The sequence below is a fragment of the Pseudomonas sp. zfem001 genome (assembly GCF_032621725.1).
Taxonomy (GTDB): Bacteria; Pseudomonadota; Gammaproteobacteria; order Pseudomonadales; family Pseudomonadaceae; genus Aquipseudomonas; species Aquipseudomonas sediminis.
The window spans coordinates 37,088-60,290 of sequence record NZ_JAVYJI010000001.1 but is presented as its reverse complement, the minus strand read 5'-3'; the positions used below and the strand labels follow the sequence as shown (position 1 = coordinate 60,290).

The window sequence follows — 23,203 nt, the reverse complement described above, 5'->3', positions numbered from 1 at the left end:
GCATGGCGACAATGCCGGCCCCGATTCAGTCCCTACAATCCTTGCATTCCCTGTCGTTTCGGGCGCTTTGCCGCCTGCCAGCGGCCGGTATTTCTCATCAGGAGAGCTTTGATGTCCGTTCAGCACGATGCGGTGCAACGCGCCGATTTCGACCAGTTCATGGTCCCCAACTACGCCCCTGCTGCCTTCGTACCCGTGCGCGGCCTGGGTTCGCGAGTCTGGGATCAGAGCGGTCGAGAGCTGATCGACTTCGCCGGCGGCATCGCCGTCAACGTGCTTGGCCATTGCCACCCGGCGCTGGTCGCGGCGCTGACCGAGCAGGCCAATACCCTGTGGCACATCTCCAACGTGTTCACCAACGAGCCGACCCTGCGCCTGGGCAAGAAGCTGGTCGAGGCGACCTTCGCCGAGCGCGTGTTCTTCTGCAACTCCGGCGCCGAGGCCAACGAGGCTGCGTTCAAGCTGGCGCGGCGTGTCGCTCATGACCGTTTCGGGCCGGAGAAGCACGAGATCATCGCTGCGACCAACAGTTTCCACGGCCGTACCCTGTTCACCGTCAGCGTCGGTGGCCAGCCGAAGTACTCCGACGGTTTCGGGCCGAAGATCCAGGGCATCACCCACGTGCCGTACAACGATCTGGAGGCGCTGAAAGCCGCCATCTCCGACAAGACCTGCGCCGTGGTGCTGGAGCCCGTGCAGGGCGAGGGCGGCGTGCTGCCGGCCGACAAGGCCTATCTGCAAGGCGCTCGCGAGCTGTGCAACGCACACAACGCGCTGTTGGTATTCGATGAAGTGCAGAGCGGTATGGGCCGTACTGGCGAGCTGTTCGCCTACATGAATTACGGCGTGGTGCCGGACATCCTCTCCAGCGCCAAGAGCCTGGGCGGTGGCTTCCCCATCGCGGCGATGCTCACCACCACTGACCTGGCCAAGCATTTCTCGCCTGGTACCCACGGCACCACCTACGGCGGCAACCCGCTGGCCTGTGCGGTGGGCGAGGCGGTACTGGATATCGTCAACACTGCCGAGACGCTGAACGGCGTCAAAGCCAAGAGCGAACAGTTCAAGACGCGCCTGCTGGCGCTGGGCAAGCAGTACGGCCTGTTCGAGCAGGTACGTGGCATGGGCTTGTTGCTCGGCTGCGTACTCAATGATGCCTGGATGGGCAAGGCCAAGCAGGTACTCGATGCCGCCACCGCCGAGGGGCTGATGATTCTGCAGGCCGGCCCGGATGTGGTGCGTTTCGCCCCGAGCCTGGTGGTCGAAGATGCCGATATCGACGAAGGCCTGGCTCGTTTCGAGCGTGCGCTGAGCAAACTGACGGCAGCCTGAGTCTTCGCTGACTTGCTGTGGGTGGAGCTTTAGCCGCGACAATCGCGGCTGTGACTGCATGGATGCAGGAGCTAGAGCGAAGCAGGATGCCTGAGCCGAAGCACCTCCCACGGCTGTTTGCCCGACCCGGGCTACGAATTCCCTGTTTAGAAGGAGTGACCCATGCTGGTGATGCGCCCTGCGCAAATGGCGGACCTGGCGGATGTGCAGCGACTGGCTGCTGACAGCCCGGTGGGTGTCACTTCCTTGCCGGACGATGCAGGCCGGCTGGGCGACAAGATCGCCGCCTCGGATGCGTCGTTCGCCGCCGAAGTCAGTTTCAACGGCGAGGAGAGCTACTTCTTCGTGCTCGAGGACACCGAGAGCGGCCGCCTGGTCGGTTGTTCCGGCATCGTTGCCTCGGCGGGCTACTCCGAGCCCTTCTACAGTTTTCGCAACGAAACCTTCGTGCACAACTCGCGCGAGCTGAAGATCCACAACAAGATCCACGTGCTGTCGCTGTGTCACGACCTGACTGGCAACAGCCTGCTCACCAGCTTCTACGTCGAGCGCCCGCTGGTCAGCAGCGTGTTCGCCGAGCTCAATTCGCGCGGGCGCCTGCTGTTCATGGCGGGGCACCCGGAGCGCTTCGCCGATGCCGTGGTGGTGGAGATCGTCGGCCACAGTGACGAGAACGGCGATTCGCCGTTCTGGGACGCGCTGGGGCGCAATTTCTTCGACATGACCTACGCCGAAGCCGAACGCCTGTGCGGGCTCAAAAGCCGCACCTTCCTCGCCGAGCTGATGCCGCATTACCCGATCTATGTGCCGCTGCTCTCGGACGAGGCGCAGGAGGCCATGGGCCAGGTGCATCCGCGTGCGCAGATCACCTTCGACATCCTCATGCGCGAAGGCTTCGAGACCGACCATTACATCGACATCTTCGACGGTGGCCCGACCCTGCATGCGCGCACGTCGGGCATTCGCAGCATCGCGCAGAGCCGCCTGGTGCCGGTGAAGATCGGCGACGCCGAGACCGGTGGCCGCCAGTATCTGGTCAGCAACGGTCAGTTGCAGGATTTTCGCGCCATCGTCGCCGACCTCGACTGGGTGCCGGGCAAACCCGTGGTACTCAGTGCGCAGGCGGCCGAAGCGCTGGGTGTTGGTGAGGGTGCCAGTGTCAGGTTGGTAGCGGTTTAACCCCTGCTCCGCAGGAGAGGGCGCCCTTCACGGGCAGAGGAGAGTGCCGGCGGTGCTCTTGAGGAATCTGGAGGTTTTATGATCGTTCGTCCCGTGCGCAGTGCCGACTTGCCGGCCCTGATCGACCTGGCTCGCAGTACCGGCGCTGGCCTGACCACGCTGCCGGCCAACGAGGAGCGCCTGGCGCATCGGGTCGGCTGGGCGGAGAAGGCATTTCGTGGCGAGGCCGAACGCGCCGACGCCGACTACCTGTTCGTGCTCGAAGACGATGCCGGCAAGGTGGTGGGTATTTCTGCAGTGGCCGGAGCCGTCGGCCTGCGCGAGCCCTGGTACAACTACCGGGTCGGCCTGACCGTCAGCGCCTCGCAAGAGCTGAATATCCACCGCCAGGTGCCGACGCTGTTCATGGCCAACGACATGACTGGCAACTCGGAATTGTGCTCGCTGTTCTTGCATGCCGATCACCGCACGGGCCTCAACGGCCGCCTGCTGTCCAAGGCGCGCTTTCTGTTCATCGCCGAGTTTCGCGAGCTGTTCGGCGACAAGGTGATCGCCGAGATGCGCGGCATGTCCGATGACCGCGGGCGTTCACCGTTCTGGGAAAGCCTTGGTCGGCATTTCTTCAAGATGGAGTTCTCTCAGGCGGACTACCTCACCGGCGTTGGCAACAAGGCTTTCATCGCCGAGCTTATGCCCAAGTTTCCGCTCTATACCTGCTTCCTGTCCGAAGATGCGCGCGCCGTGATCGGTCGGGTACACCCGGACACCGAGCCGGCGCTGGCCATGCTCAAGGCTGAGGGCTTCAGCTACCAGGGCTATGTCGACATCTTCGATGCCGGCCCGGCTATCGAGGCGGAAACCGCGAAGATCCGCGCCGTGCACGGCAGCCAGAACCTGGTGCTGGCCATCGGCACGCCAGGCGATGACGCCGAGCCCTTCCTGATACACAACCGCAAGCGCCAGGATTGCCGCATCACCGCTGCGCCTGCACGCCTGGCTGCCGGCACCCTGGTGGTCGATCCGCTGACCGCCAAGCGTCTGCGCCTTTCCGCGGGTGATCAGGTGCGCGCCGTGACGCTGTCGGCGCACCGCTGAGTTATTGGTTTTGCACGGCGGCCCAAGCCGGCCGCCGGAAAATGCTGGGAGTGGTAAAACAAGATGAACACTCATTACATCGCAGGTCAGTGGCAGCCCGGTCAGGGCGAGTCGCTGCAATCGCTCGACCCGGTCAGCCAGACCGTGCTGTGGCAGGGCCAGGGCGCTACTGCTGCGCAGGTCGAGGCCGCCGTTACCGCAGCGCGTGGTGCATTCTCGTTGTGGGCCGCGCATTCGCTGGATGGCCGTATCGCTGTGCTGGAGCGCTTCGCCGCCTGCCTGAAGTCGCGTGCCGACGAAGTCGCCCGGGCGATTGGCGAAGAAACCGGCAAACCGCTGTGGGAAGCCGCCACCGAAGTGAACAGCATGGTGGGCAAGGTCGCCATTTCCATTCAGAGCTACCGTGAGCGCACTGGCGAGAAGAGCGGCCCGCTGGGCGACGCCACCGCCGTATTGCGGCATAAACCACATGGGGTGGTCGCGGTGTTCGGGCCCTACAACTTCCCCGGTCACCTGCCCAATGGGCATATCGTGCCGGCGCTGCTGGCCGGTAACTGCGTGCTGTTCAAGCCCAGCGAGCTGACGCCGAAGGTGGCCGAGCTGACCGTGCAATGCTGGATCGAGGCCGGGCTGCCCGAGGGCGTGCTCAACCTGTTGCAGGGCGGTCGCGAAACCGGCGTCGCCCTGGCTGGCCACCCCGGTATCGACGGGCTGTTCTTCACCGGCTCCAGTCGCACCGGCAACTTGCTGCATGCCCAGTTCGCCGGGCGCCCGGACAAGATCCTGGCGCTGGAGATGGGCGGCAACAACCCACTGATCGTCGATCAGGTCGCGGATGTCGATGCGGCGGTCTACACCATCGTCCAGTCCGCGTTCATCTCTGCCGGCCAGCGCTGCACCTGCGCGCGCCGTCTGCTGGTGCCGCAAGGGGAGTGGGGCGATGCGCTGCTGGCGCGCCTGGTGCAGGTCGTCGGGCAGATCAAAGTCGGTCGTTTCGACGAGCAGCCGGCGCCATTCATGGGTGCGGTGATCTCCCTGCGGGCTGCCGCGCAACTGATGCAGGCGCAGCAGGACTTGCTCGCCAAGGGCGCTACGGCATTACTGGCGATGACCCAGCCACAGGCCGATGCTGCGCTGCTGACGCCCGGCATCCTCGATGTCACGGCCGTGAGCGGCCGTCCCGACGAAGAGTTCTTCGGCCCGCTGTTGCAGGTGATCCGTTACGACAGCTTCGAATCGGCCATCGCCGAGGCCAATGACACGGCTTATGGTCTGGCCGCTGGCCTGCTGTCCGACTCGCGCGCGCGCTTCGAGCAGTTCTGGCTGCATAGCCGCGCCGGCATCGTCAACTGGAACAAGCAGCTCACCGGTGCTGCCAGCACCGCGCCGTTCGGTGGTATCGGGGCGTCGGGCAACCACCGCGCCAGTGCCTACTACGCGGCAGATTACTGCGCCTACCCGGTGGCCGGGCTTGAAAGCGACAGCCTGAGCCTGCCCGCGACCCTGACTCCGGGAGTGACCCTGTGATGGCTGCCTATGAGATGAACTTTGACGGCCTGGTCGGGCCGACTCACAACTACGGCGGGCTGTCCTACGGCAACGTGGCTTCGCAGAGCAACAGTCAGGCGGCATCCAATCCCAAGGAGGCTGCCAAGCAAGGCCTGGCGAAGATGAAGGCGCTGATGGACATGGGCTTCAAGCAGGGCGTACTGGCCCCGCAGGAGCGCCCAGATGTCGCGGCGCTGCGCCGCCTGGGCTTTACCGGCAGCGATGTCGAGGTGATCCAGCGCGCTGCACGTGAGGCCATGCCATTGCTGGTGGCGAGCTGCTCGGCCTCGAGCATGTGGACGGCCAATGCCTGCACCGTCAGTCCCAGTGCCGACACGGCGGACGGGCGTGTGCACTTCACCGCGGCCAACCTCAACTGCAAGTTCCACCGTAGCATCGAGCACCCGACCACCAGTCGTGTGCTGCAGGCGATGTTCGCCAACCCGGCGCACTTCGCTCACCACCCGGCGCTGCCGGCAGTGGCGCAGTTCGGTGACGAGGGCGCAGCCAACCACACGCGCTTCTGCAAGGGTTATGGCGACGCCGGGGTGGAGTTCTTTGTCTACGGGCGCAGCGCCTTCGACGCTCGCTATCCGGCGCCGGCGCGCTATCCGGCGCGACAGACCCTTGAGGCCAGCCAGGCGGTAGCCCGTCTGCATGGGCTAAGCGAGGCGGGTGTGGTCTACGCCCAGCAGAATCCGGCGGTGATCGATCAGGGCGTGTTCCACAATGACGTGATCGCCGTGGGTAACAGCGAGGTGCTGTTCTATCACCAGGATGCTTTCCTCGAGACCGACAAGGTGCTGGCCGAGCTGGGCGACAAACTGGCTCGTCGTGGCGGCAACTTCCAGGCCGTATGCGTGCCTGGTTCTGCCGTCAGCGTGCAGGACGCGGTGCGCTCCTACCTGTTCAACAGCCAACTGCTGAGCCGTGCCGACGGCAGCATGCTGCTGGTGGTGCCGGAGGAGTGCCGGAACAATGCCAGCGTCTGGCGCTATCTGCAGCAGCTGACGGCCAGCGGCGGGCCGATCCGCGAGGTGCGCGTGTTCGACCTCAAGCAGAGCATGCAGAACGGCGGTGGTCCGGCCTGCCTGCGGCTGCGCGTGGCGCTCAACGAGCAGGAACTGGCAGCGGTCAATCCGGGCGTGGTGATGAGCGATGTGTTGCACGACACACTGGTTGCCTGGGTCGACAAGCATTACCGCGATCGCCTCAGCGAAGCCGACCTGGCCGACCCGCAATTGTTGACCGAATGCCGCACGGCATTGGATGAACTGACGCAGATCCTTAAACTGGGCTCGGTCTATCCTTTCCAGATAGCCTGAACCTGACCTCGATTCCCGGAGATTGTATGAGCGACGCGCTGCAACTGATTCTTGAAGACAACGATGGCACTCAGCTGGAAACCTCCTGCAGCCGCTTTGCCGTGGTCTGGCAGGGTAAGGAACTGTGGGTCCAGGCGGTTGGCGATCAGTTGCTGATCGGCGTCGACGTGGAGGAGGGCGATACCGAGTACGTCAACCTGCTGCTGCGTCCGCAGGCCACCAACCTGGTCAGCCTGCAGCTGGAGATGGAGCCGATGATCGCCGATGAGGACGATCATGTTCATGGCCCGGACTGCAATCACTAAGTCTTGAGGAGTGTTCGATGCTTGCCCTCGGCAAACTGCTTGAACTGACCCTGGCCGGCCATGAGCCGTCGGCGAAGATTCAACTGACGCCCGATGGCACGCGTCTGCGCTGGCTCGATGAAGGTGCGCTGGAGGTGACCCCGCCTGCAGCGCGCGACAATGGCCTCGACCTGCTGCTGTCGGCCGGCGTTCACGGTAACGAAACCGCGCCGATCGAGCTGCTCGATCGGCTGTTGCGCGGCATCGCGCGCAACGAGCTGCATCCGGCGGCGCGCATTCTCTTTCTGTTCGGCAACCCTGAGGCCATGCGCCGTGGCGAGCGTTACGTCGAGCAGGACCTCAATCGTCTGTTCAGCGGCCGTCACGAGCAGTCCAGTGGCTTCGAAGCCATCAGGGCCTGCGACCTCGAGCACCTGGCCGTCAATTTCTTCGGCAAGGACACCGGTCGCACGCGCCTGCACTACGACCTGCATACCGCCATCCGCGCTTCCAGAATCGAGCAGTTCGCCCTCTATCCATGGCAGGAGGGGCGTACGCATTCCCGTCGCGAGCTGGAGCGCCTGCGCGCTGCCGGCATCGAGGCGGTACTGCTGCAGAACAAATCGTCGATTACCTTCAGTGCCTATACCTACGCGCAACTCGGCGCCGAGGCCTTCACCCTGGAGCTGGGCAAGGCGCGTGCTTTCGGCCAGAACGAACTGGTCAACCTCGATCTGCTGGAGAACGCACTGCACGCGCTGATCGAAGGGCGCGAGGTAATCAGTGGTGAGCCGACCCTCGATGGCATGCAGCTATTCGCCGTGTCGCGCGAGGTGATCAAGCACAGCGATAGCTTCCAGCTGCACCTGCCTGCGGATATCGAGAACTTCACCGAGCTGGAGCCCGGCTACCTGCTGGCCGAGGATATCGCCGATACCCGCTGGATCGTGGAAGAGCAGGGCGCGCGCATCATCTTCCCCAATCCCAAGGTCAAGAACGGCCTGCGTGCTGCCATCCTGATCGTCCCCGACGATGGTGCCGGTTTGGCATAGCGGCTTATGTTGCAGGGCTTTAGCCGCGACGTTGCGTTGTATTGATCGCCGCTAAAGCGCCTCCCACGGCAGTCCGCGATTTTGCCCTCAACTGTATCTTTTACCGTCCGAGCGACCTCTTTAGCATGGGGCTTTCGCCAATTGCCGGGAAAGCCTGTCATGCCCCTGATCGACCTGCGTAGCGACACCGTTACCCAACCCACTGCTGCCATGCGCGAAGCCATGATGGCTGCCGAGCTGGGCGATGACGTGTATGGCGAAGACCCCACGGTCAATCGTCTGGAGGTCTGGCTGGCCAATGAACTGGGCTTCGAGGCGGCGCTGTTCGTCCCCACCGGCACCATGAGTAATCTGCTCGGCCTGATGGCTCACTGCGAACGCGGTGACGAGTACGTCGTCGGCCAGCAGGCGCACACCTATAAGTACGAGGGCGGCGGCGCCGCCGTGCTCGGCTCCATCCAGCCACAGCCAATCGACGGTGAGGCCGACGGCTCGCTGGACCTGGCCAAGGTCGAGGCGGCGATCAAGCAAGACGACTTCCACTTTGCCCGCACCCGCCTGCTGGCCCTGGAAAACACCATGCAGGGCAAGGTGCTGCCGCTCGATTACCTGGCTGCCGCCCGCGAAATGACTCGCCGCCGTGGTTTGAGCCTGCACCTCGATGGCGCCCGCCTGTATAACGCGGCGGTCAAGCTCGGTGTGCCGGCGCGCGAGATCACTCAGTATTTCGACTCGGTCTCGGTGTGCCTGTCCAAGGGGCTCGGTGCGCCGGTCGGTTCGGTGCTCTGTGGCAGTACGGCGTTGATCGCCAAAGCACGCCGTTTGCGCAAGATGGTCGGGGGTGGCATGCGTCAGGCCGGCGTGCTGGCGGCAGCAGGCTTGTATGCACTGCAGCATCAGGTTCAGCGCCTGGCCGAGGACCATGCCAGTGCGATGCGACTCGGTGAAGAGCTGAGCGAGCTGGGCTACAGCGTTGAGCCGGTGCAGACCAATATGGTCTATGTGCAACTCGGCGAGCGTGCCGGGCAAGTTAAGGCCTTCATGGCCGAACACGGCATCGCCGTCAGTGCCGCGCCACGCCTGCGTCTGGTCACTCATCTGGACGTCAGCGCCGAACAAATCGAGCGGGTGATCAGGGCATTTGCTGCTTTCCGTTCGCATTAAGCGTCAGGCGTGCGCTGCCGATAGGCGCACGCTATCAACAAGGCACTAGCCGCGGGCGGTAGGCCCGATATAATGCGACCCTTTGCAGACAGCGTGACAACTGCTGCGCTCGGCCATGCTGCGTTAAAAACCGGCTCAGAATGCTCATTTACAACTCGTAAACTGCGCTTCTTCGCCGGCTTTTGCCTTGCCTGACCTTCGCTCGCGACGTTCTCACTTTGTCTGCTTCGCCGGCTTTGCCGTGGCCGCCTGATTCCGTGGATATCCCTATGAAAAGCGCAGAAATCCGTGAAGCCTTCCTGAGCTTCTTCGAAGAAAAAGGGCACACCCGTGTCGCTTCCAGCTCGCTGATTCCGGCGAACGACCCAACCCTGCTGTTCACCAACGCGGGTATGAACCAGTTCAAGGACTGCTTCCTGGGTCTGGAAAAGCGCGCCTATACCCGCGCCACTACCAGCCAGAAGTGCGTGCGTGCCGGCGGTAAGCACAACGACCTGGAAAACGTCGGCTACACCGCGCGTCACCACACCTTCTTCGAAATGCTGGGCAACTTCAGCTTCGGCGACTATTTCAAGCGCGATGCCATTCATTACGCCTGGGAATTCCTGACCTCCGACAAGTGGCTGAACCTGCCCAAGGAAAAGCTCTGGGTCACCGTCTACGCCACCGATGACGAAGCCTACGAGATCTGGACCAAGGAAGTCGGCATCCCCACCGAGCGCATGATCCGTATCGGCGACAACAAGGGTGCGCCGTACGCCTCCGACAACTTCTGGGCAATGGGTGATACCGGTCCGTGCGGCCCGTGCACCGAGATTTTCTTCGACCACGGTGAGCACATCTGGGGCGGCCCACCCGGCAGCCCGGAAGAAGATGGCGACCGCTACATCGAGATCTGGAACAACGTGTTCATGCAGTTCAACCGCACTGCAGATGGTGTGCTGCACCCGCTGCCGGCGCCGAGTGTGGATACCGGCATGGGCCTGGAGCGCATCAGTGCCGTACTGCAGCACGTCAACTCGAACTACGAGATCGACCTGTTCCAGAACCTGCTGACTGCCTCGGCCAAGGCCATCGGCTGCAGCAACGAAGGCCAGGCCTCGCTGAAAGTGGTGGCTGACCACATCCGTTCCTGCAGCTTCCTGATCGCCGACGGCGTGACCCCGTCCAACGAAGGCCGTGGCTACGTGCTGCGCCGTATCGTACGTCGTGCCTGCCGTCACGGTAACAAGCTGGGCGCCAAGGGCAGCTTCTTCTACCAGATCGTCGCCGCGCTGGTGGCCGAAATGGGCGAGGCTTTCCCTGAGCTCAAGCAGCAGCAGGCGCATATCGAGCGCGTGCTCAAGACCGAAGAAGAGCAGTTCGCCAAGACCCTGGAGCAGGGCCTGAAGATCCTTGAGCAGGATCTGGCTGGCCTGCAGGGCTCGGTCATCCCCGGCGACGTGGTGTTCAAGCTGTATGACACCTACGGTTTCCCGGTTGACCTGACCGCCGACATCGCCCGCGAGCGCGAGCTGTCGGTGGACGAAGAGGGCTTCGAGCGTGAAATGGAAGCGCAGCGCGAGCGCGCCCGTTCCGCCAGCGCCTTCGGCATGGATTACAACGCTCTGGTCAAGGTCGACGCCGACACCCGCTTCCTCGGTTACGAAGGCACCAGCGGCAGCGGCAAGATCATCGCTCTGTTCAAGGCCGGTGCTGCGGTCGACAGCCTCGCCGAAGGCGAAGAGGGCGTGGTGGTGCTGGATCAGACCCCGTTCTACGCCGAGTCCGGTGGCCAGATCGGCGACTGCGGCTACCTGGAAAGTGCTGGCGTGCGTTTCGACGTGCGCGACACCACCAAGGCCGGCGGTGCCTTCCTGCACCACGGTGTGGTAGCCAAGGGCGGTCTGAGCGTCGGCACCAGCGTCAAGGCCGAAGCCGAAGCGGGTGTGCGTCAAGCCACCGCGCTGAACCACTCCGCGACTCACCTGCTGCACGCCGCGCTGCGTCAGGTGCTGGGTGATCACGTGCAGCAGAAAGGCTCGCTGGTCGACAGTCAGCGCCTGCGTTTCGACTTCAGCCATTTCGAGGCGATCAAGCCTGAGCAGTTGAAGCAACTGGAAGACATCGTCAACGCCGAGATTCGCAAGAACTCCGAGGTCGAGACCGAAGAAACCGACATCGAGACCGCCAAGGCCAAGGGCGCCATGGCGCTGTTCGGCGAGAAGTACGGTGATCAGGTACGTGTGCTGAGCATGGGCGGCGATTTCTCCGTCGAGCTGTGTGGCGGTACTCACGTATCGCGCACCGGCGACATCGGTCTGTTCAAGATCACCAGCGAAGGCGGTGTGGCCGCTGGCGTGCGTCGTATCGAAGCGGTCACTGGTGCAGTCGCGCTGGCCTGGCTCAACGGTTCCGAGGAGCAGCTCAAGGAAGCCGCCTCCCTGGTCAAGGGCAGCCGCGACAACGTGCTGGACAAACTCTCGGCCCTGATCGAGCGCAACCGTCAGTTGGAAAAGGAGCTGGAGCAGCTCAAGGCCAAGGCCGCCAGCGCTGCTGGCAATGACCTGGCAGGTTCGGCCGTGGACGTGAAGGGCACCAAGGTGCTGGCTGCGCGTCTCGATGGCCTGGACGGCAAGGCGCTGCTGGCGCTGGTCGACCAACTGAAGAACAAGCTGGGCAGCGCTGTGATCCTGCTTGGCGGCGTGTTCGACGAGAAGGTGGTGCTGGTCGCCGGTGTGACCCAGGACCTGACTGCCAAACTCAAGGCCGGTGATCTGATGAAGCAGGCCGCCGCAGCAGTGGGTGGCAAGGGCGGTGGTCGCCCGGACATGGCCCAGGGTGGCGGCGTCGATGCCGGCAAGCTGGATGAAGCCCTGGCCCTGGCCGCAACCCTGGTCGAACAAGCTTCGTAACGAGCGAGAAAGCGGGGCCCGCAGTGCGTCCGGCGGGCCTTGGCAGTATGACCCGATGCGGGTTTAATGGGCGCCCTTCGAGGAATCAGGCGGCTTTTTGAAATGGCTTTGATCGTACAGAAGTTTGGGGGCACCTCCGTCGGCACCATCGAGCGCATCGCGCAGGTGGCTGACAAGGTGAAGAAGTTCCGCGAGAACGGTGACGACATCGTCGTCGTGGTTTCCGCCATGAGCGGCGAAACCAACCGCCTGATCGATCTGGCCAAACAGATCACCGATGGCGAGCCGGTTGCGCGTGAGCTGGATGTGATGGTGTCCACCGGTGAGCAGGTGACCATTGCCCTGCTAGCCATGGCGCTGATCAAGCGCGGCGTGCCGGCGGTGTCCTACACCGGCAACCAGGTGCGCATCCTCACCGACAGCGCGCACAACAAGGCGCGCATTCTGCAGATCGATGACCAGAAGATTCGCGCCGACCTCAAGGCTGGTCGCGTCGTTGTGGTCGCAGGTTTCCAGGGCGTCGACGAGCACGGCAATATCACCACCCTGGGTCGTGGCGGTTCCGACACCACCGGTGTGGCCCTGGCCGCGGCGCTGAAAGCCGAGGAGTGCCAGATCTACACCGACGTCGATGGTGTCTACACCACCGACCCGCGCGTAGTGCCCAAGGCCCAGCGCCTGGAAAAGATCACCTTCGAAGAAATGCTGGAAATGGCCAGCCTCGGTTCCAAGGTGCTGCAGATTCGTTCGGTGGAATTCGCCGGCAAGTACAACGTCCCGCTGCGCGTTCTGCACAGCTTCCAGGAGGGCCCGGGCACCCTCATTACCCTTGATGAAGAGGAATCCATGGAACAGCCGATCATTTCCGGCATCGCTTTCAACCGCGACGAAGCCAAGCTGACCATCCGTGGGGTGCCGGATATCCCAGGCATCGCCTTCAAGATTCTCGGCCCGATCAGCGCCGCCAACATCGAAGTGGACATGATCGTGCAGAACGTTTCGCACGATAACACCACCGATTTCACCTTCACCGTGCATCGCAACGACTACAACAATGCCCTGAGCGTGCTGCAGAAGACCGCAGACGAGCTGGGCGCTCGTGAAGTGGTCGGCGACACCAACATTGCCAAGGTGTCCATCGTCGGTGTCGGTATGCGTTCCCACGCCGGTGTTGCCAGTCGCATGTTCGAGGCCCTGGCCAAGGAGACCATCAATATCCAGATGATCTCCACCTCCGAGATCAAGGTGTCCGTGGTGATCGAAGAGAAGTATCTGGAGCTGGCGGTACGCGCACTGCATACCGCCTTCGAGCTGGATGCTCCGGCCCGGCAGGGCGAGTGATTCCACTGATTTGAAAGGCGCGGCTGGTTCCGCGCCTTTCGTCTTTTTGACTTGCATGCGGGAACTTTCTTTCTGCGCGGGCTGGTCAATACTTGGGTGGAGGCTTTCGGGCTTGATTTAGCGGGAAGCCGGCACCATTTTCTTTTTTGCAGACTGTTGTCCTGAAAAATGTAATCCGTGAGGAGAAAGGAATGCTGATTCTGACTCGCCGGGTCGGAGAGACCCTGATGGTCGGTGATGATGTGACTGTCACCGTGTTGGGTGTGAAAGGTAACCAGGTGCGCATTGGTGTCAATGCGCCGAAGGAGGTTGCCGTGCACCGTGAAGAAATCTACCAGCGCATCCAGAAAGAGAAGGGTGACGAACCAAGCCACTAATTTTTCTACAAATTTTTGTTTGCAAACGGGGAAAACATGTTTATCATGCGCCCCGTGTTGCGGAGAGGTGGCCGAGTGGCCGAAGGCGCTCCCCTGCTAAGGGAGTACACCTCAAAAGGGTGTCGGGGGTTCGAATCCCCCCTTCTCCGCCATTATTCAGCGAGTCGGGCGTAAGTCGGGCTGGCGAATCAACCAGAGGTGATCTGGTATAAAAGCACCGACCGGACTCATAGCTCAGCTGGATAGAGTACTCGGCTACGAACCGAGCGGTCGGAGGTTCGAATCCTCCTGAGTCCGCCATATTAAAATGGCTTGCATCGCTGCAAGCCATTTTGTTTCAACCAGCGGTGATCTGGTCTAAAAGCGCCAAAAGTGGACTCATAGCTCAGCTGGATAGAGTACTCGGCTACGAACCGAGCGGTCGGAGGTTCGAATCCTCCTGAGTCCGCCATATTAAATGGCACTGCAGCGATGCAAGGTCATGTTTCAGCCAGCGGTGATCTGGTCAAAAAGCGCCAATTGGACTCATAGCTCAGCTGGATAGAGTACTCGGCTACGAACCGAGCGGTCGGAGGTTCGAATCCTCCTGAGTCCGCCATACCGAAAGGGCCTGCAGCAATGCAGGCCCTTTTTCTTTGTGCGTTATTTCTTCACGCAGCCGGCTTCGTCGAAGCTGACCTGTCGGCTGTTCCCGCCTTTGCGTTTCTCTCGGTAATGGTAGCGCTGCTGCCCATTGCTGCTGGTGACTCTGTCTGGCTTGCCCAGGCTGCTTTCCACGTCGGCGCGGCTCATGCCGAGGCGGACTTCCTTGCGGATGATCGCCTGGCGTCTCTCGCTGCTGGTCAGCAGGTTGTCGCAACCATCGTCCTGTTGGCCAACGATGACCAGCTCGCCACTGCCGGCCGAGGTGGTTGCTGCGCGCCGGCCTGGGTCCGCGAGAGGGATTGCCTTGCCGCTGCTGGGGGTGTGGTTGCGCGCATCCTGCAGGTGCTGCTCCTGATCGTCGGCGCAGCCGTGGCGGGTGAAGGTGACATGGCCATTTGCACTCACGCAGCGGAACACACTGGCCGCCGAGCTGTCTGCAATAGGGTAGAGAAATGCAGCGGCCAATAGCGCTGCGAAGTGCAGTCCTCGCATGAGTCGTCCTCCCTGACGTTTGCCTGCTTCAGGTTAGACCGTTTTTTCGTACTCGCCAGGGTGTCCTAACGCGGGTAGCTGGCGTCGCATAGCCAGGTTTTCATGCGAGATCGAAGTTTGCGATGCAAGCAATTGTTCTTGCCGCGCTTTTGTCACGTACAAAGCTGTTTTGCGGTGTTATGATTCGCCGCGTCAGCCCCGCCGGGGCTTGTGGAATACCACCATGGACTTACCCAGTAGTTACTCAATACTCCCCTCGCACAATCGTGTAAGACCTGATTGATCCCCTTTGGCGTGCCCGCCAACTGGGGGTGGAGCGCGCTATGACAGAAGTAGAAGCCAAAAAGCCGCAAGAGAGCTTGCAGGATCGCCTGGCCCAGGTGATCGAACTGTTGCATCGGCACAAACTGGTCGAAGACCTGACTCACCGTCAGGAAGGCCAGCATCACGACCGGGTCGAGAACCTGGTACATCGTCAGAATCTCGTCGAGCTGCAGCGCAAGCTCGAAGATCTGCACCCTGCGGATATCGCCCACATCCTCGAAGCCCTGCCGCTCGATGAGCGTCTGACCGTCTGGCAACTGGTCAAGGCCGAGCGCGATGGCGACATCCTGCTGGAAGTCTCCGACGCGGTACGAGAAACCCTGATCGCCGACATGGACGATCATGAGATTCTCGCTGCAGCCAAGGACATGGACGCCGACGAACTCGCTGACCTGGCCCCGGAACTGCCGCGCGACGTCGTTCATGAGCTGATGGAGTCGCTCGACGCTCAGCAGCGTGAACGTGTGCGCTCGGCCCTGTCCTACGAAGAGGATCAGGTCGGCGCGCTGATGGACTTCGAGATGGTCACCATCCGCGAAGACGTCAGCCTGGAAGTGGTTCTGCGTTACCTGCGCCGCCTGAAGGAGCTGCCGGGCCATACCGACAAGCTGTTCGTGGTCGATTACGACGGCGTGCTCAAGGGTGTGCTGCCGATCAAGCGCCTGCTGGTCAATGATCCGGAGAAGCAGGTCGGCGAAGTCATGGCCGACGATCCGGTGAGCTTCCACCCGGACGAGGACGGTTACGACGCCGCTCAGGCGTTCGAGCGTTACGACCTGATTTCCGCCCCGGTGGTGGACAAGAACGGCAAGCTGATTGGCCGTCTGACCATCGACGAGATGGTCGACCTGATCCGTGAGGAAAGTGAAAGCGAAGTGCTGAACATGGCCGGTCTGCGCGAGGAGGAAGACATCTTCGCCTCGGTGTGGAAGTCGGTTCGCAACCGTTGGGCCTGGCTGGCGATCAACCTGGTCACCGCGTTCCTGGCGTCGCGTGTGATCGGCCTGTTCGAAGGCTCGATCGAAAAGCTGGTGGCGCTGGCGGCGCTGATGCCCATCGTTGCCGGTATCGGTGGCAACTCGGGTAACCAGACCATCACCATGATTGTGCGCGCCATGGCGCTGGATCAGGTCAGCACCGGCAATACCAAGCGCCTGGTACGCAAGGAACTGGGTGTTTCCCTGATCAATGGCATCCTCTGGGGTGGTGTGATCGGCGCCGTTGCCTATGGGCTTTACGGTAGTTGGTCGCTGGGCGTGGTGATGACCGCGGCAATGACCCTCAACCTGTTGCTGGCGGCGTTGATGGGAGTGCTGATCCCCATGACTCTGGCACGCCTGGGGCGTGACCCGGCCATGGGGGCCAGCGTGATGATCACTGCCATGACCGACAGCGGTGGTTTCTTCATCTTCCTGGGGCTGGCGTCGATCTTCCTGCTGTAATCAGTTCATCAGCTCGACCAGCCGCCAGGTATCGAGAAAGGCCGTGACCTGAGTGATCCGGCCATTCTCCAGCTGCATGTGCCAGGAATAGCTGTTCTCGTAGCGGCTGCCGTCCTTGGCAGTCGCCTCGCCATCCCAGTGCACGACCACGTAAGGCCCTTGCGCCACGATCTGGCGGACGGTGGGTACGATGGGCGTGGCCAGTTTGTCAGTGATGGGTTTGACCGCATCTTCCATGAACGCCTCTCGCGTGCGATAAGTCCCGGAGGATGGGCTGCTACCGGCCACGACCCAGACGGCGTCATCGGCGAGCAACTGGAAGATACCGCCCTGGCCGGCGCGCCAATCATCGAAGGCTTTCTGAATCAGGGCCTGATTGGCCGCAGTGTTGTCGTTTGCCCAGGCCGGGAAGCAGAGTGAGGCGCTCAGTAGCAGTGCGATGATGATTTTTTGCGTGTTCATGGTTTTTCCTTGGCTGATGGGGGCGTTACTCGCCAGTTGAAGTGTTCTTGCGGCGCAGCACCATGCCGCCGTGATAGAGCACGTCGTCGATGAATTCACCGTCGGCGGTAAAGCCGGTGTCGTCGACGTAGTCGATGTGGTTGCCGGTGACGTGGTAGTTGCCCTGGTAGGCGCTCTCGCGATTCCCGCGTGCCTCGTCATAACGGCCGTTGGCCAATAGCTCATGGCGGACATGGCCGTCGTCCGTTACCCACATGCCTACATAAGGATGTGAAGGCTCGGGTACTGCCATTACCGCGTCGGGTAGCAGGGCGCCGCTGATCAGCATTGCCGCGACGGTGTTCTTCGCTGACATGGTGGTCTCCATCAATAGGGGCTGGCGGTTGGGCGCACGATCAGCTCGCTGACGTCGACGTCATCGGGTTGTTCGACTGCATAGGCCACGGCGCGGGCGATGGCGTCTGGAGTGATGGCGACGCGACGGAAAGCTTTCATCGCCTCGCGCGCACTGGCATCGGAGATGCTGTCGGCCAGTTCGGACTCGACCACGCCGGGGCAGATGGTAGTGACGCGTATACGCTCGCTTTCCTGGCGCAGGCCGTCGGAAATCGCCCAGACGGCATACTTGGTGGCGCAGTAGACCGCTGCTGTCGGCGATACGGCGTGGGCGCCGATGGAGGCGATATTGATGACCTGGCCGCGCCCGCGCTCTTCCATGCCTGGTAGTACGGCGGCAATACCATGCAGCACGCCCCGGATGTTGACGTCGATCATGCGGTCCCACTCGTCCACCTTCAGGGCGTTGAGCGGCGACAGCGGCATGACTCCGGCATTGTTGATGATCACGTCGACGGGGCCGTGCTGCGCTTCGGCATATTCGACGAAGGCTTGCATCTCATGCAGTTGGCTGACGTCGAGGGTGAGGCAGGAGGCGTGCTGACCTTGTGCTTGCAGTTCTTCTACCAGCACCTGCAGGCGCTCGATGCGCCGGGCGCCGAGTACCACGTGATGGCCCAGGCTTGCCAGGTGTCTGGCGATGGCTTCGCCGATACCGCTACTGGCGCCGGTGACGAGGATGACTTTGCTCATGTCGATCTCCATTGCGTTCTGGAGAGTCCATGCTAGGCAGGGGTAGGCCGGTTGCTAAGTCTCGTTACTCTTTCGATATTGCCTGTTTCTATTGAATGCTTCCTACAATGTCCGGGTATTGATAACGAGTCGAAAGCGGCGCATGAGCATGAGTCCTGAGAGCATCAAGCAGCGTATGGTCGAGCTGATGCTGCGCTTGGCCCCCGAGGAGGGGTACACCGCGGCGCAGCTCGACGGAGTTACCTTCATGCGCTCCAATCGCTCGCTACCGGTTACCCCGGCGCTGTATGAGCCGAGCATCGTGATCGTGATCCAGGGGCGCAAGAGCGGGCTGCACGACGGCAATCTGTACGTATACGACGCGCAGCACTATCTGGTGCTGGCGCTGCCTTTGCCATTTTCCATCGAGACCGAGGCCAGCGCCGAAGAGCCGATGCTGGGTGTGGCGCTGCGTGTCGAGCCGCTGTTGGTGGCTGAGCTGGTCATGGATCGGGACGAGCCCCAGCCCACTCAACCGGCAACGCTTTATTCCAGCCCGATCGATGCGCACTTGAGTGATGCTACGTTGCGCCTGCTGGAGGCGCTGGCTGACCCTGACGAGGTGCGCCTGCTCGGCCCATCGATTCTGCGTGAGATCGTCTTTCGCGTGCTGCAGGGTGAGCAGGGCAATGGCCTGCGCGCAACCCTGGCGCAGAACAGTCATTTCGGCCGTATCGCTCGCGTCCTGCAGCGGATTCACCGGGACTATCAGGAGTCGCTCGATGTGCCTGCGCTGGCTGAGATCGCCAGCATGAGCGTTCCGGCCTTCCATGTGCATTTCAAAGCGATGACCAGCCGCTCGCCGCTGCAGTACCTCAAGGCCATTCGCCTGCATCAGGCGCGCCTGCTGATGATCCGCAACGACATGAGTGCGCTCAGTGCTGCGCAGCGCGTCGGGTATGAAAGTCCGTCGCAGTTCAGTCGAGAGTTTAAGCGCCTGTTCGGGCGTACCCCTGGCGATGAGACGCGTCACTTCAAGACCCTGCTTAGGCTTGCTCCTGCCGTTGCTGGCGTGGCGCGCTCCGCATCCTGATACTTCCCTCGCAGGGCCTTTCTGCTTCTTTGGTAGTGGATGCCGATAAACCACTACATAAATAGCCCGTGCGGCCCTTTTGGCGTTTGCTTCAAACGCTCGTTTCACGCTAAGGTTCGCCAGCTTTGCCCAGGCGCTGACGCTGGGCGCTCCTAATCAATAATGAACGCAGCCCTTGAGCTGCCGGCCAAAGGAGCCAAGATGACCCCCAGTGAACTGCTGCTCGAGGGTGTCGAACTCATGCTGTTCGGCATGGGCTTCGTCTTTGTCTTTCTGGTGTTGCTGGTGGGTGTGGTCAGTCTGATGTCACGACTGATCGCGACCTTCGCCCCGCCCGCGCCGAGCCCGGCCATTTCTTCTCCAGCACCTAGTGCCAGGTCGGCCAGCCATGAGCCGGACGCAGCAACACTGGCCGCCATCCAATCCGCCATTGCCCAGCACCGCGCACGCCGCGGTTGATCAGGTTCAGAGGGAGTACCTGCATGACTGCCGTGAAACAAGCACTCGGAATTACCGATGTGGTGCTGCGTGATGCGCATCAGTCGATCCTGGCGACGCGTGTTCGCCTTGAAGACATGCTGCCGATCGCGCCCAAGCTCGATCAGGTGGGCTTCTGGTCGGTGGAGTCCTGGGGTGGCGCGACCTTCGATGCCTGCATTCGTTATCTCGGCGAAGATCCCTGGGAGCGTATCCGCGAACTGAAGAAGGCCATGCCCAATACCCGCCAGCAGATGCTGTTGCGCGGGCAGAACCTGTTGGGCTACCGCCACTACGCCGATGACGTGGTGGAAAAATTCGTCGAGCGTGCCGCCGTCAATGGCGTCGATGTGTTTCGCGTATTCGACGCGATGAACGATCCGCGCAACCTGGAAACGGCGCTCAAGGCCGTCAAGCAGCAGGGCAAGCATGCCCAGGGCACCATCTCCTATACCACCAGTCCGGTGCATACGCTGGACATGTGGGTCGATCTGGCCAAGCAGATCGAAGACATGGGCGCCGACTCGGTGGCGATCAAGGACATGGCCGGGATTCTTACGCCTTACACGGCGTTCGAGCTGGTCTCACGTCTGAAGGCCAGTCTGGCCATTCCGATCCATATGCAGTGCCACGCCACCGCTGGGCTGTCGTCGGTGGCCATCCTGAAGGCGGTAGAAGCTGGCATCGACAACGTCGACACCGCAATTTCCTCGCTGTCGATGACCTACGGTCATTCGCCGACCGAGTCGGTGGTGGCGATGTTCCAGAACACCGAGCGCGACACCGGGCTCAACCTGGAGCTGCTGGAAGAAATCGCCGCGTACTTTCGCGAGGTGCGCAAGAAATACGCGAAATTCGAGGGCAATCTCAAGGGCGTCGACTCGCGCATCCTGGTCGCTCAGGTGCCGGGCGGCATGCTCACCAACATGGAAAGCCAGCTGAAAGAGCAGGGCGCCCAGGATAAGTTCGACCAGGTGCTGGCTGAGATTCCGCGCGTGCGTGAAGACCTCGGTTTTATCCCGCTGGTGACCCCGACGTCGCAGATTGTCGGCACTCAGGCGGTGATCAACGTGCTCACTGGCGAGCGCTACAAGTCCATCACAAAGGAAACGGCGGGTGTGCTCAAGGGCGAGTACGGCGCAGCTCCTGCTCCCTTCAATGCCGAACTGCAGGCCCGTGTGCTCGATGGTGCCGAGGCTATCACCTGTCGTCCGGCCGACCTGCTCGAAGCCGAGATGGACAAGCTGAGCGCCGAACTCAAGGGCATCGCTCAGGAGAAAGGCATCAAGTTGGCCACCGACGAAATCGACGACGTCCTGACCTACGCGCTATTCCCGCAGATCGGTTTGAAATTTCTGGAGAACCGCGGCAATCCGGCGGCCTTCGAACCCGCTCCGACTGGTAAGGAAATGCCTGCTCGCGAGGCCGGCAAGCCTGAGGTCTACACCGTCGAGGTCAATGGCAAGTCGTTTGTCGTGCAGGTGAGCGACGGCGGCGATATCGAGGGAATCAAGCCCGTCGGTGGCGCGGCGAGCGCTGCACTGGCGGCTACTCCGGCTGCAGTGGATGGCGGCGAGCCGCAAGCGGCACCGCTGGCTGGCAATATCTTCAAGGTGCTGGTGCAGCCAGGCCAGGCCGTGGAGGAAGGCGAGTTGGTGATCATTCTTGAGGCGATGAAGATGGAAACCGAGATCCGCGCCTTCAAGGCCGGTACTGTCGGTGCCGTCAACGTCAAGGTCGGCGATACCGTGGTAGTGGGCGCTAGCCTGCTGACCATCGGCTGAGGGGCGCATAATGGAAAAGCTGCTCAAGCTCTGGCAGAGCACCGGCCTGTATCACCTGGAACCCGGTCAGGCGTTCATGATCGCGGTGTGCATACTGCTGATCTACCTGGCGATCAAGAAAGGCTTCGAGCCTTTGCTGTTGATTCCTATCGGCTTCGGCGGGCTGATGTCGAACATTCCGGTGGCCAACATGGCGGAGGGGGCGGGTTTTCTGCACCTGATCTATGAAGTGGGGCTGCCGACCAGCATCTTCCCATTGCTGATCTTCCTCGGCGTCGGCGCCATGACCGATTTCGGTCCGATGCTGGCCAACCCCAAAACACTGCTGTTGGGTGCTGCTGCGCAGTTCGGTATTTTCGGTACGCTGCTCGGCGCCTTGGCACTGACTGCGTTGGGTATTCCCGGTATGGAGTTCACCCTCAAGGAGGCTGCCTCCATCGCCATCATTGGCGGTGCTGACGGCCCGACCTCGATTTTCGTGACCTCCAAGCTGGCGCCGCATCTACTTGGTCCTATTGCAGTTGCGGCCTATGCCTACATGGCGTTGGTGCCCTTGATTCAGCCGCCGATCATGCGCGCCCTGACCACCAAGGAAGAGCGCGCCATCGTCATGCAGCAGCTACGTCCGGTGGGGCAGACCGAGAAAATCATTTTCCCCATCGTGCTATGCATTCTGATCGGGATGCTGCTGCCTGACGCCGCGCCGCTGATCGGTATGTTCGCCCTCGGCAACCTGCTGCGTGAGGCCGGTGTGGTCGAGCGTCTGGCTGATACCTCGCGCAATGCGCTGATCAATATCGTTACCATCTTCCTCGGTCTGACCGTGGGTTCGAAGCTGTCGGCCGAGGCTTTCCTGCAGCTCAAGACCCTGGGCATTCTGATGCTGGGCATGGTGGCGTTCTGCGCAGGTACGGCGGCCGGTGTATTGATGGCCAAGCTGATGAACGTGTTCAGCAGCAACAAGGTCAATCCGTTGATCGGTTCGGCGGGTGTGTCGGCCGTGCCGATGGCGGCTCGGGTATCGAACAAGGTCGGCCTGGAGGCCAACCCGCAGAACTTCCTGCTGATGCATGCCATGGGGCCGAACGTGGCTGGGGTGATCGGCTCGGCCGTGGCGGCGGGGGTACTGCTCAGCTTCGTTGGCTGAGCAAGAGGCGCCGTGACCGTTGCCAGGAATGGCAGGCAATAAAAAACCGGCTCAAGGCCGGTTTTTTTATGGGCTCGCTTCAAGCTTCTTCGGCGGCCATTTCCACGTCATGTGCAATCAGAGCGACCAGTGCATTCTGCTGGCGTCGCGACAGCTGACGGAAGCGCTGCAGCAGCTCACGCTCGTGCAGGCTCAGCTCAGGGCTGTCGAGGCGCAGGCTAAGATCCTCATCCAGGGCGCCTTCCTGCAGCATGCTTTGCTCCAGGCGGGCGATGATTTCAGAGTTCATGCTGCGGTGATGGTTGCGTGCTACGTCAGCAATACGCTCACGCATGCCATCAGGCAAGCGAACGACGAATTTGTCAGCCGTGCGGCTGGAATAAATAGCCTGTTTCATAGGGCGCATACATTACCGGTTAGTTCAGGGAGCGATACTGGTAGTCAGTGTCGAGATTGTCACCGGTTTGACCGTGTTTCGCACTAGCCGTTCAACCGGTACCGCGTTCTGCGTCATTATGACCTTCAGGTCATCTGAACAGTTCCTTGACGCCAAATACGTGTCACATTGTGATTCAGGTAGCGGCTTTATGCCAGCACCGATTGTCTGAAATGCGTGGTACTCGGCAGAACTCATCCTGTTGCTTCGCTCGAGCATAAAAGTTTCAAGTTTCATTCACT

Annotated in this window: 21 protein-coding genes and 4 tRNA genes; 20 read left to right on the top strand and 5 right to left on the bottom strand. The window is 61.8% G+C overall.

The genetic code is table 11. The annotated features are described in order from the left end of the window. The first annotated feature begins 111 nt into the window (after nucleotides 1-111). The 15 genes from RTH74_RS00325 to RTH74_RS00255 all read left to right on the top strand — a co-directional run bounded on the left by RTH74_RS00325 (nucleotide 112) and on the right by RTH74_RS00255 (nucleotide 14,189). A complete protein-coding gene (locus RTH74_RS00325) occupies nucleotides 112-1,332 on the top strand; it encodes an aspartate aminotransferase family protein (protein ID WP_316913388.1) in 1,221 nt (406 codons plus the stop codon). Between the two features lie 162 nt (nucleotides 1,333-1,494). After that, on the top strand, nucleotides 1,495-2,511 hold the full coding sequence (gene aruF, locus RTH74_RS00320) for an arginine/ornithine succinyltransferase subunit alpha (protein ID WP_279921861.1): 1,017 nt from the start codon (nucleotides 1,495-1,497) through the stop codon (nucleotides 2,509-2,511). A gap of 78 nt (nucleotides 2,512-2,589) precedes the next feature. Then, entirely contained in the window at nucleotides 2,590-3,606 is a 1,017-nt protein-coding gene (astA, locus tag RTH74_RS00315; RefSeq protein WP_279921860.1) for an arginine N-succinyltransferase, read from the top strand. A 63-nt stretch (nucleotides 3,607-3,669) separates the two neighbouring features. Further along, a complete protein-coding gene (gene astD, locus RTH74_RS00310) occupies nucleotides 3,670-5,133 on the top strand; it encodes a succinylglutamate-semialdehyde dehydrogenase (RefSeq protein WP_316913387.1) in 1,464 nt (487 codons plus the stop codon). Continuing rightward, nucleotides 5,133-6,479, top strand: coding sequence for an N-succinylarginine dihydrolase (gene astB, locus RTH74_RS00305; protein WP_316913386.1), 1,347 nt, complete (start codon nucleotides 5,133-5,135; stop codon nucleotides 6,477-6,479). The genes astD and astB overlap by 1 nt, the downstream gene beginning before the upstream one ends. A gap of 26 nt (nucleotides 6,480-6,505) precedes the next feature. After that, nucleotides 6,506-6,784 carry a hypothetical protein gene (locus RTH74_RS00300; protein ID WP_003461883.1) on the top strand — a complete coding sequence of 93 codons (279 nt, stop codon included), beginning with the start codon at nucleotides 6,506-6,508 and terminating at the stop codon, nucleotides 6,782-6,784. A gap of 17 nt (nucleotides 6,785-6,801) precedes the next feature. Beyond that, on the top strand, nucleotides 6,802-7,815 hold the full coding sequence (gene astE, locus RTH74_RS00295; RefSeq protein ID WP_316913385.1) for a succinylglutamate desuccinylase: 1,014 nt from the start codon (nucleotides 6,802-6,804) through the stop codon (nucleotides 7,813-7,815). A 159-nt stretch (nucleotides 7,816-7,974) separates the two neighbouring features. Continuing rightward, the gene (gene ltaE, locus RTH74_RS00290) at nucleotides 7,975-8,979 is read left to right on the top strand and encodes a low-specificity L-threonine aldolase (protein WP_316913384.1); all 1,005 of its coding nucleotides are present in this window, start codon (nucleotides 7,975-7,977) and stop codon (nucleotides 8,977-8,979) included. 269 nt (nucleotides 8,980-9,248) lie between these two features. Continuing rightward, nucleotides 9,249-11,873, top strand: coding sequence for an alanine--tRNA ligase (alaS, locus tag RTH74_RS00285; protein ID WP_316913383.1), 2,625 nt, complete (start codon nucleotides 9,249-9,251; stop codon nucleotides 11,871-11,873). A 102-nt stretch (nucleotides 11,874-11,975) separates the two neighbouring features. Beyond that, nucleotides 11,976-13,214 carry an aspartate kinase gene (locus RTH74_RS00280; RefSeq protein WP_099525209.1) on the top strand — a complete coding sequence of 413 codons (1,239 nt, stop codon included), beginning with the start codon at nucleotides 11,976-11,978 and terminating at the stop codon, nucleotides 13,212-13,214. A gap of 191 nt (nucleotides 13,215-13,405) precedes the next feature. Further along, nucleotides 13,406-13,591 (top strand): carbon storage regulator CsrA, encoded by a 186-nt coding sequence (gene csrA / locus RTH74_RS00275; RefSeq protein ID WP_003244478.1) that lies wholly within the window; start codon nucleotides 13,406-13,408, stop codon nucleotides 13,589-13,591. Between the two features lie 61 nt (nucleotides 13,592-13,652). Beyond that, nucleotides 13,653-13,743: transfer RNA gene (locus RTH74_RS00270), tRNA-Ser, on the top strand. Nucleotides 13,744-13,814: 71 nt separating this feature from the next. Then, nucleotides 13,815-13,891, top strand: a tRNA-Arg gene (locus tag RTH74_RS00265). Between the two features lie 74 nt (nucleotides 13,892-13,965). Next, nucleotides 13,966-14,042, top strand: a tRNA-Arg gene (locus RTH74_RS00260). A gap of 70 nt (nucleotides 14,043-14,112) precedes the next feature. Next, nucleotides 14,113-14,189: transfer RNA gene (locus RTH74_RS00255), tRNA-Arg, on the top strand. 44 nt (nucleotides 14,190-14,233) lie between these two features. On the opposite strand, the gene bamE is transcribed toward RTH74_RS00255, so the two are convergent. Continuing rightward, complete coding sequence (gene bamE / locus RTH74_RS00250; protein ID WP_106733837.1) at nucleotides 14,234-14,728, bottom strand: outer membrane protein assembly factor BamE domain-containing protein; 495 nt, start codon at nucleotides 14,726-14,728, stop codon at nucleotides 14,234-14,236. A gap of 323 nt (nucleotides 14,729-15,051) precedes the next feature. Here bamE and mgtE point away from each other — a divergent pair, with 323 nt between their 5' ends. Next, nucleotides 15,052-16,494 (top strand): magnesium transporter, encoded by a 1,443-nt coding sequence (gene mgtE / locus RTH74_RS00245; RefSeq protein ID WP_099525211.1) that lies wholly within the window; start codon nucleotides 15,052-15,054, stop codon nucleotides 16,492-16,494. Here the strand turns inward: mgtE and RTH74_RS00240 are convergent, their stop codons facing one another. Genes RTH74_RS00240 through RTH74_RS00230 form a run of 3 tightly spaced genes read right to left on the bottom strand, consistent with a single transcriptional unit; the run spans nucleotide 16,495 to nucleotide 18,045 of the window. Continuing rightward, a complete protein-coding gene (locus RTH74_RS00240; RefSeq protein ID WP_179545253.1) occupies nucleotides 16,495-16,956 on the bottom strand; it encodes a nuclear transport factor 2 family protein in 462 nt (153 codons plus the stop codon). A 25-nt stretch (nucleotides 16,957-16,981) separates the two neighbouring features. Then, the gene (locus RTH74_RS00235; RefSeq protein ID WP_316913382.1) at nucleotides 16,982-17,311 is read right to left on the bottom strand and encodes an Atu4866 domain-containing protein; all 330 of its coding nucleotides are present in this window, start codon (nucleotides 17,309-17,311) and stop codon (nucleotides 16,982-16,984) included. A gap of 11 nt (nucleotides 17,312-17,322) precedes the next feature. Then, nucleotides 17,323-18,045 (bottom strand): SDR family oxidoreductase, encoded by a 723-nt coding sequence (locus RTH74_RS00230; protein ID WP_106733841.1) that lies wholly within the window; start codon nucleotides 18,043-18,045, stop codon nucleotides 17,323-17,325. 175 nt (nucleotides 18,046-18,220) lie between these two features. Here RTH74_RS00230 and RTH74_RS00225 point away from each other — a divergent pair, with 175 nt between their 5' ends. The 4 genes from RTH74_RS00225 (at nucleotide 18,221) to RTH74_RS00210 (ending at nucleotide 22,525) form a co-directional block, all read left to right on the top strand. Next, a complete protein-coding gene (locus RTH74_RS00225) occupies nucleotides 18,221-19,117 on the top strand; it encodes an AraC family transcriptional regulator N-terminal domain-containing protein (protein ID WP_420713129.1) in 897 nt (298 codons plus the stop codon). Between the two features lie 201 nt (nucleotides 19,118-19,318). Beyond that, nucleotides 19,319-19,576, top strand: a complete 258-nt coding sequence (locus RTH74_RS00220) for an OadG family protein (RefSeq protein WP_166432408.1) — start codon at nucleotides 19,319-19,321, stop codon at nucleotides 19,574-19,576. A gap of 23 nt (nucleotides 19,577-19,599) precedes the next feature. Then, on the top strand, nucleotides 19,600-21,378 hold the full coding sequence (gene oadA / locus RTH74_RS00215; protein WP_316913380.1) for a sodium-extruding oxaloacetate decarboxylase subunit alpha: 1,779 nt from the start codon (nucleotides 19,600-19,602) through the stop codon (nucleotides 21,376-21,378). A gap of 10 nt (nucleotides 21,379-21,388) precedes the next feature. Continuing rightward, nucleotides 21,389-22,525, top strand: coding sequence for a sodium ion-translocating decarboxylase subunit beta (locus RTH74_RS00210; RefSeq protein ID WP_099525217.1), 1,137 nt, complete (start codon nucleotides 21,389-21,391; stop codon nucleotides 22,523-22,525). 79 nt (nucleotides 22,526-22,604) lie between these two features. Here RTH74_RS00210 and RTH74_RS00205 read toward each other — a convergent pair whose 3' ends face one another. Beyond that, on the bottom strand, nucleotides 22,605-22,931 hold the full coding sequence (locus RTH74_RS00205; RefSeq protein ID WP_061240039.1) for an Arc family DNA-binding protein: 327 nt from the start codon (nucleotides 22,929-22,931) through the stop codon (nucleotides 22,605-22,607). Nucleotides 22,932-23,203: the final 272 nt, after the last annotated feature.

What these genes read in the sequence shown, in the direction of transcription:
- RTH74_RS00325 (WP_316913388.1), top strand. Translation starts at nt 112, where the DNA reads ATGTCCGTTCAGCACGATGCGGTGCAACGCGCCGATTTCGACCAGTTC.
- aruF (WP_279921861.1), top strand. Translation starts at nt 1,495, where the DNA reads ATGCTGGTGATGCGCCCTGCGCAAATGGCGGACCTGGCGGATGTGCAG.
- astA (WP_279921860.1), top strand. Translation starts at nt 2,590, where the DNA reads ATGATCGTTCGTCCCGTGCGCAGTGCCGACTTGCCGGCCCTGATCGAC.
- astD (WP_316913387.1), top strand. Translation starts at nt 3,670, where the DNA reads ATGAACACTCATTACATCGCAGGTCAGTGGCAGCCCGGTCAGGGCGAG.
- astB (WP_316913386.1), top strand. Translation starts at nt 5,133, where the DNA reads ATGGCTGCCTATGAGATGAACTTTGACGGCCTGGTCGGGCCGACTCAC.
- RTH74_RS00300 (WP_003461883.1), top strand. Translation starts at nt 6,506, where the DNA reads ATGAGCGACGCGCTGCAACTGATTCTTGAAGACAACGATGGCACTCAG.
- astE (WP_316913385.1), top strand. Translation starts at nt 6,802, where the DNA reads ATGCTTGCCCTCGGCAAACTGCTTGAACTGACCCTGGCCGGCCATGAG.
- ltaE (WP_316913384.1), top strand. Translation starts at nt 7,975, where the DNA reads ATGCCCCTGATCGACCTGCGTAGCGACACCGTTACCCAACCCACTGCT.
- alaS (WP_316913383.1), top strand. Translation starts at nt 9,249, where the DNA reads ATGAAAAGCGCAGAAATCCGTGAAGCCTTCCTGAGCTTCTTCGAAGAA.
- RTH74_RS00280 (WP_099525209.1), top strand. Translation starts at nt 11,976, where the DNA reads ATGGCTTTGATCGTACAGAAGTTTGGGGGCACCTCCGTCGGCACCATC.
- csrA (WP_003244478.1), top strand. Translation starts at nt 13,406, where the DNA reads ATGCTGATTCTGACTCGCCGGGTCGGAGAGACCCTGATGGTCGGTGAT.
- bamE (WP_106733837.1), bottom strand. Translation starts at nt 14,728, where the DNA reads ATGCGAGGACTGCACTTCGCAGCGCTATTGGCCGCTGCATTTCTCTAC.
- mgtE (WP_099525211.1), top strand. Translation starts at nt 15,052, where the DNA reads ATGACAGAAGTAGAAGCCAAAAAGCCGCAAGAGAGCTTGCAGGATCGC.
- RTH74_RS00240 (WP_179545253.1), bottom strand. Translation starts at nt 16,956, where the DNA reads ATGAACACGCAAAAAATCATCATCGCACTGCTACTGAGCGCCTCACTC.
- RTH74_RS00235 (WP_316913382.1), bottom strand. Translation starts at nt 17,311, where the DNA reads ATGTCAGCGAAGAACACCGTCGCGGCAATGCTGATCAGCGGCGCCCTG.
- RTH74_RS00230 (WP_106733841.1), bottom strand. Translation starts at nt 18,045, where the DNA reads ATGAGCAAAGTCATCCTCGTCACCGGCGCCAGTAGCGGTATCGGCGAA.
- RTH74_RS00225 (WP_420713129.1), top strand. Translation starts at nt 18,221, where the DNA reads ATGGTCGAGCTGATGCTGCGCTTGGCCCCCGAGGAGGGGTACACCGCG.
- RTH74_RS00220 (WP_166432408.1), top strand. Translation starts at nt 19,319, where the DNA reads ATGACCCCCAGTGAACTGCTGCTCGAGGGTGTCGAACTCATGCTGTTC.
- oadA (WP_316913380.1), top strand. Translation starts at nt 19,600, where the DNA reads ATGACTGCCGTGAAACAAGCACTCGGAATTACCGATGTGGTGCTGCGT.
- RTH74_RS00210 (WP_099525217.1), top strand. Translation starts at nt 21,389, where the DNA reads ATGGAAAAGCTGCTCAAGCTCTGGCAGAGCACCGGCCTGTATCACCTG.
- RTH74_RS00205 (WP_061240039.1), bottom strand. Translation starts at nt 22,931, where the DNA reads ATGCGCCCTATGAAACAGGCTATTTATTCCAGCCGCACGGCTGACAAA.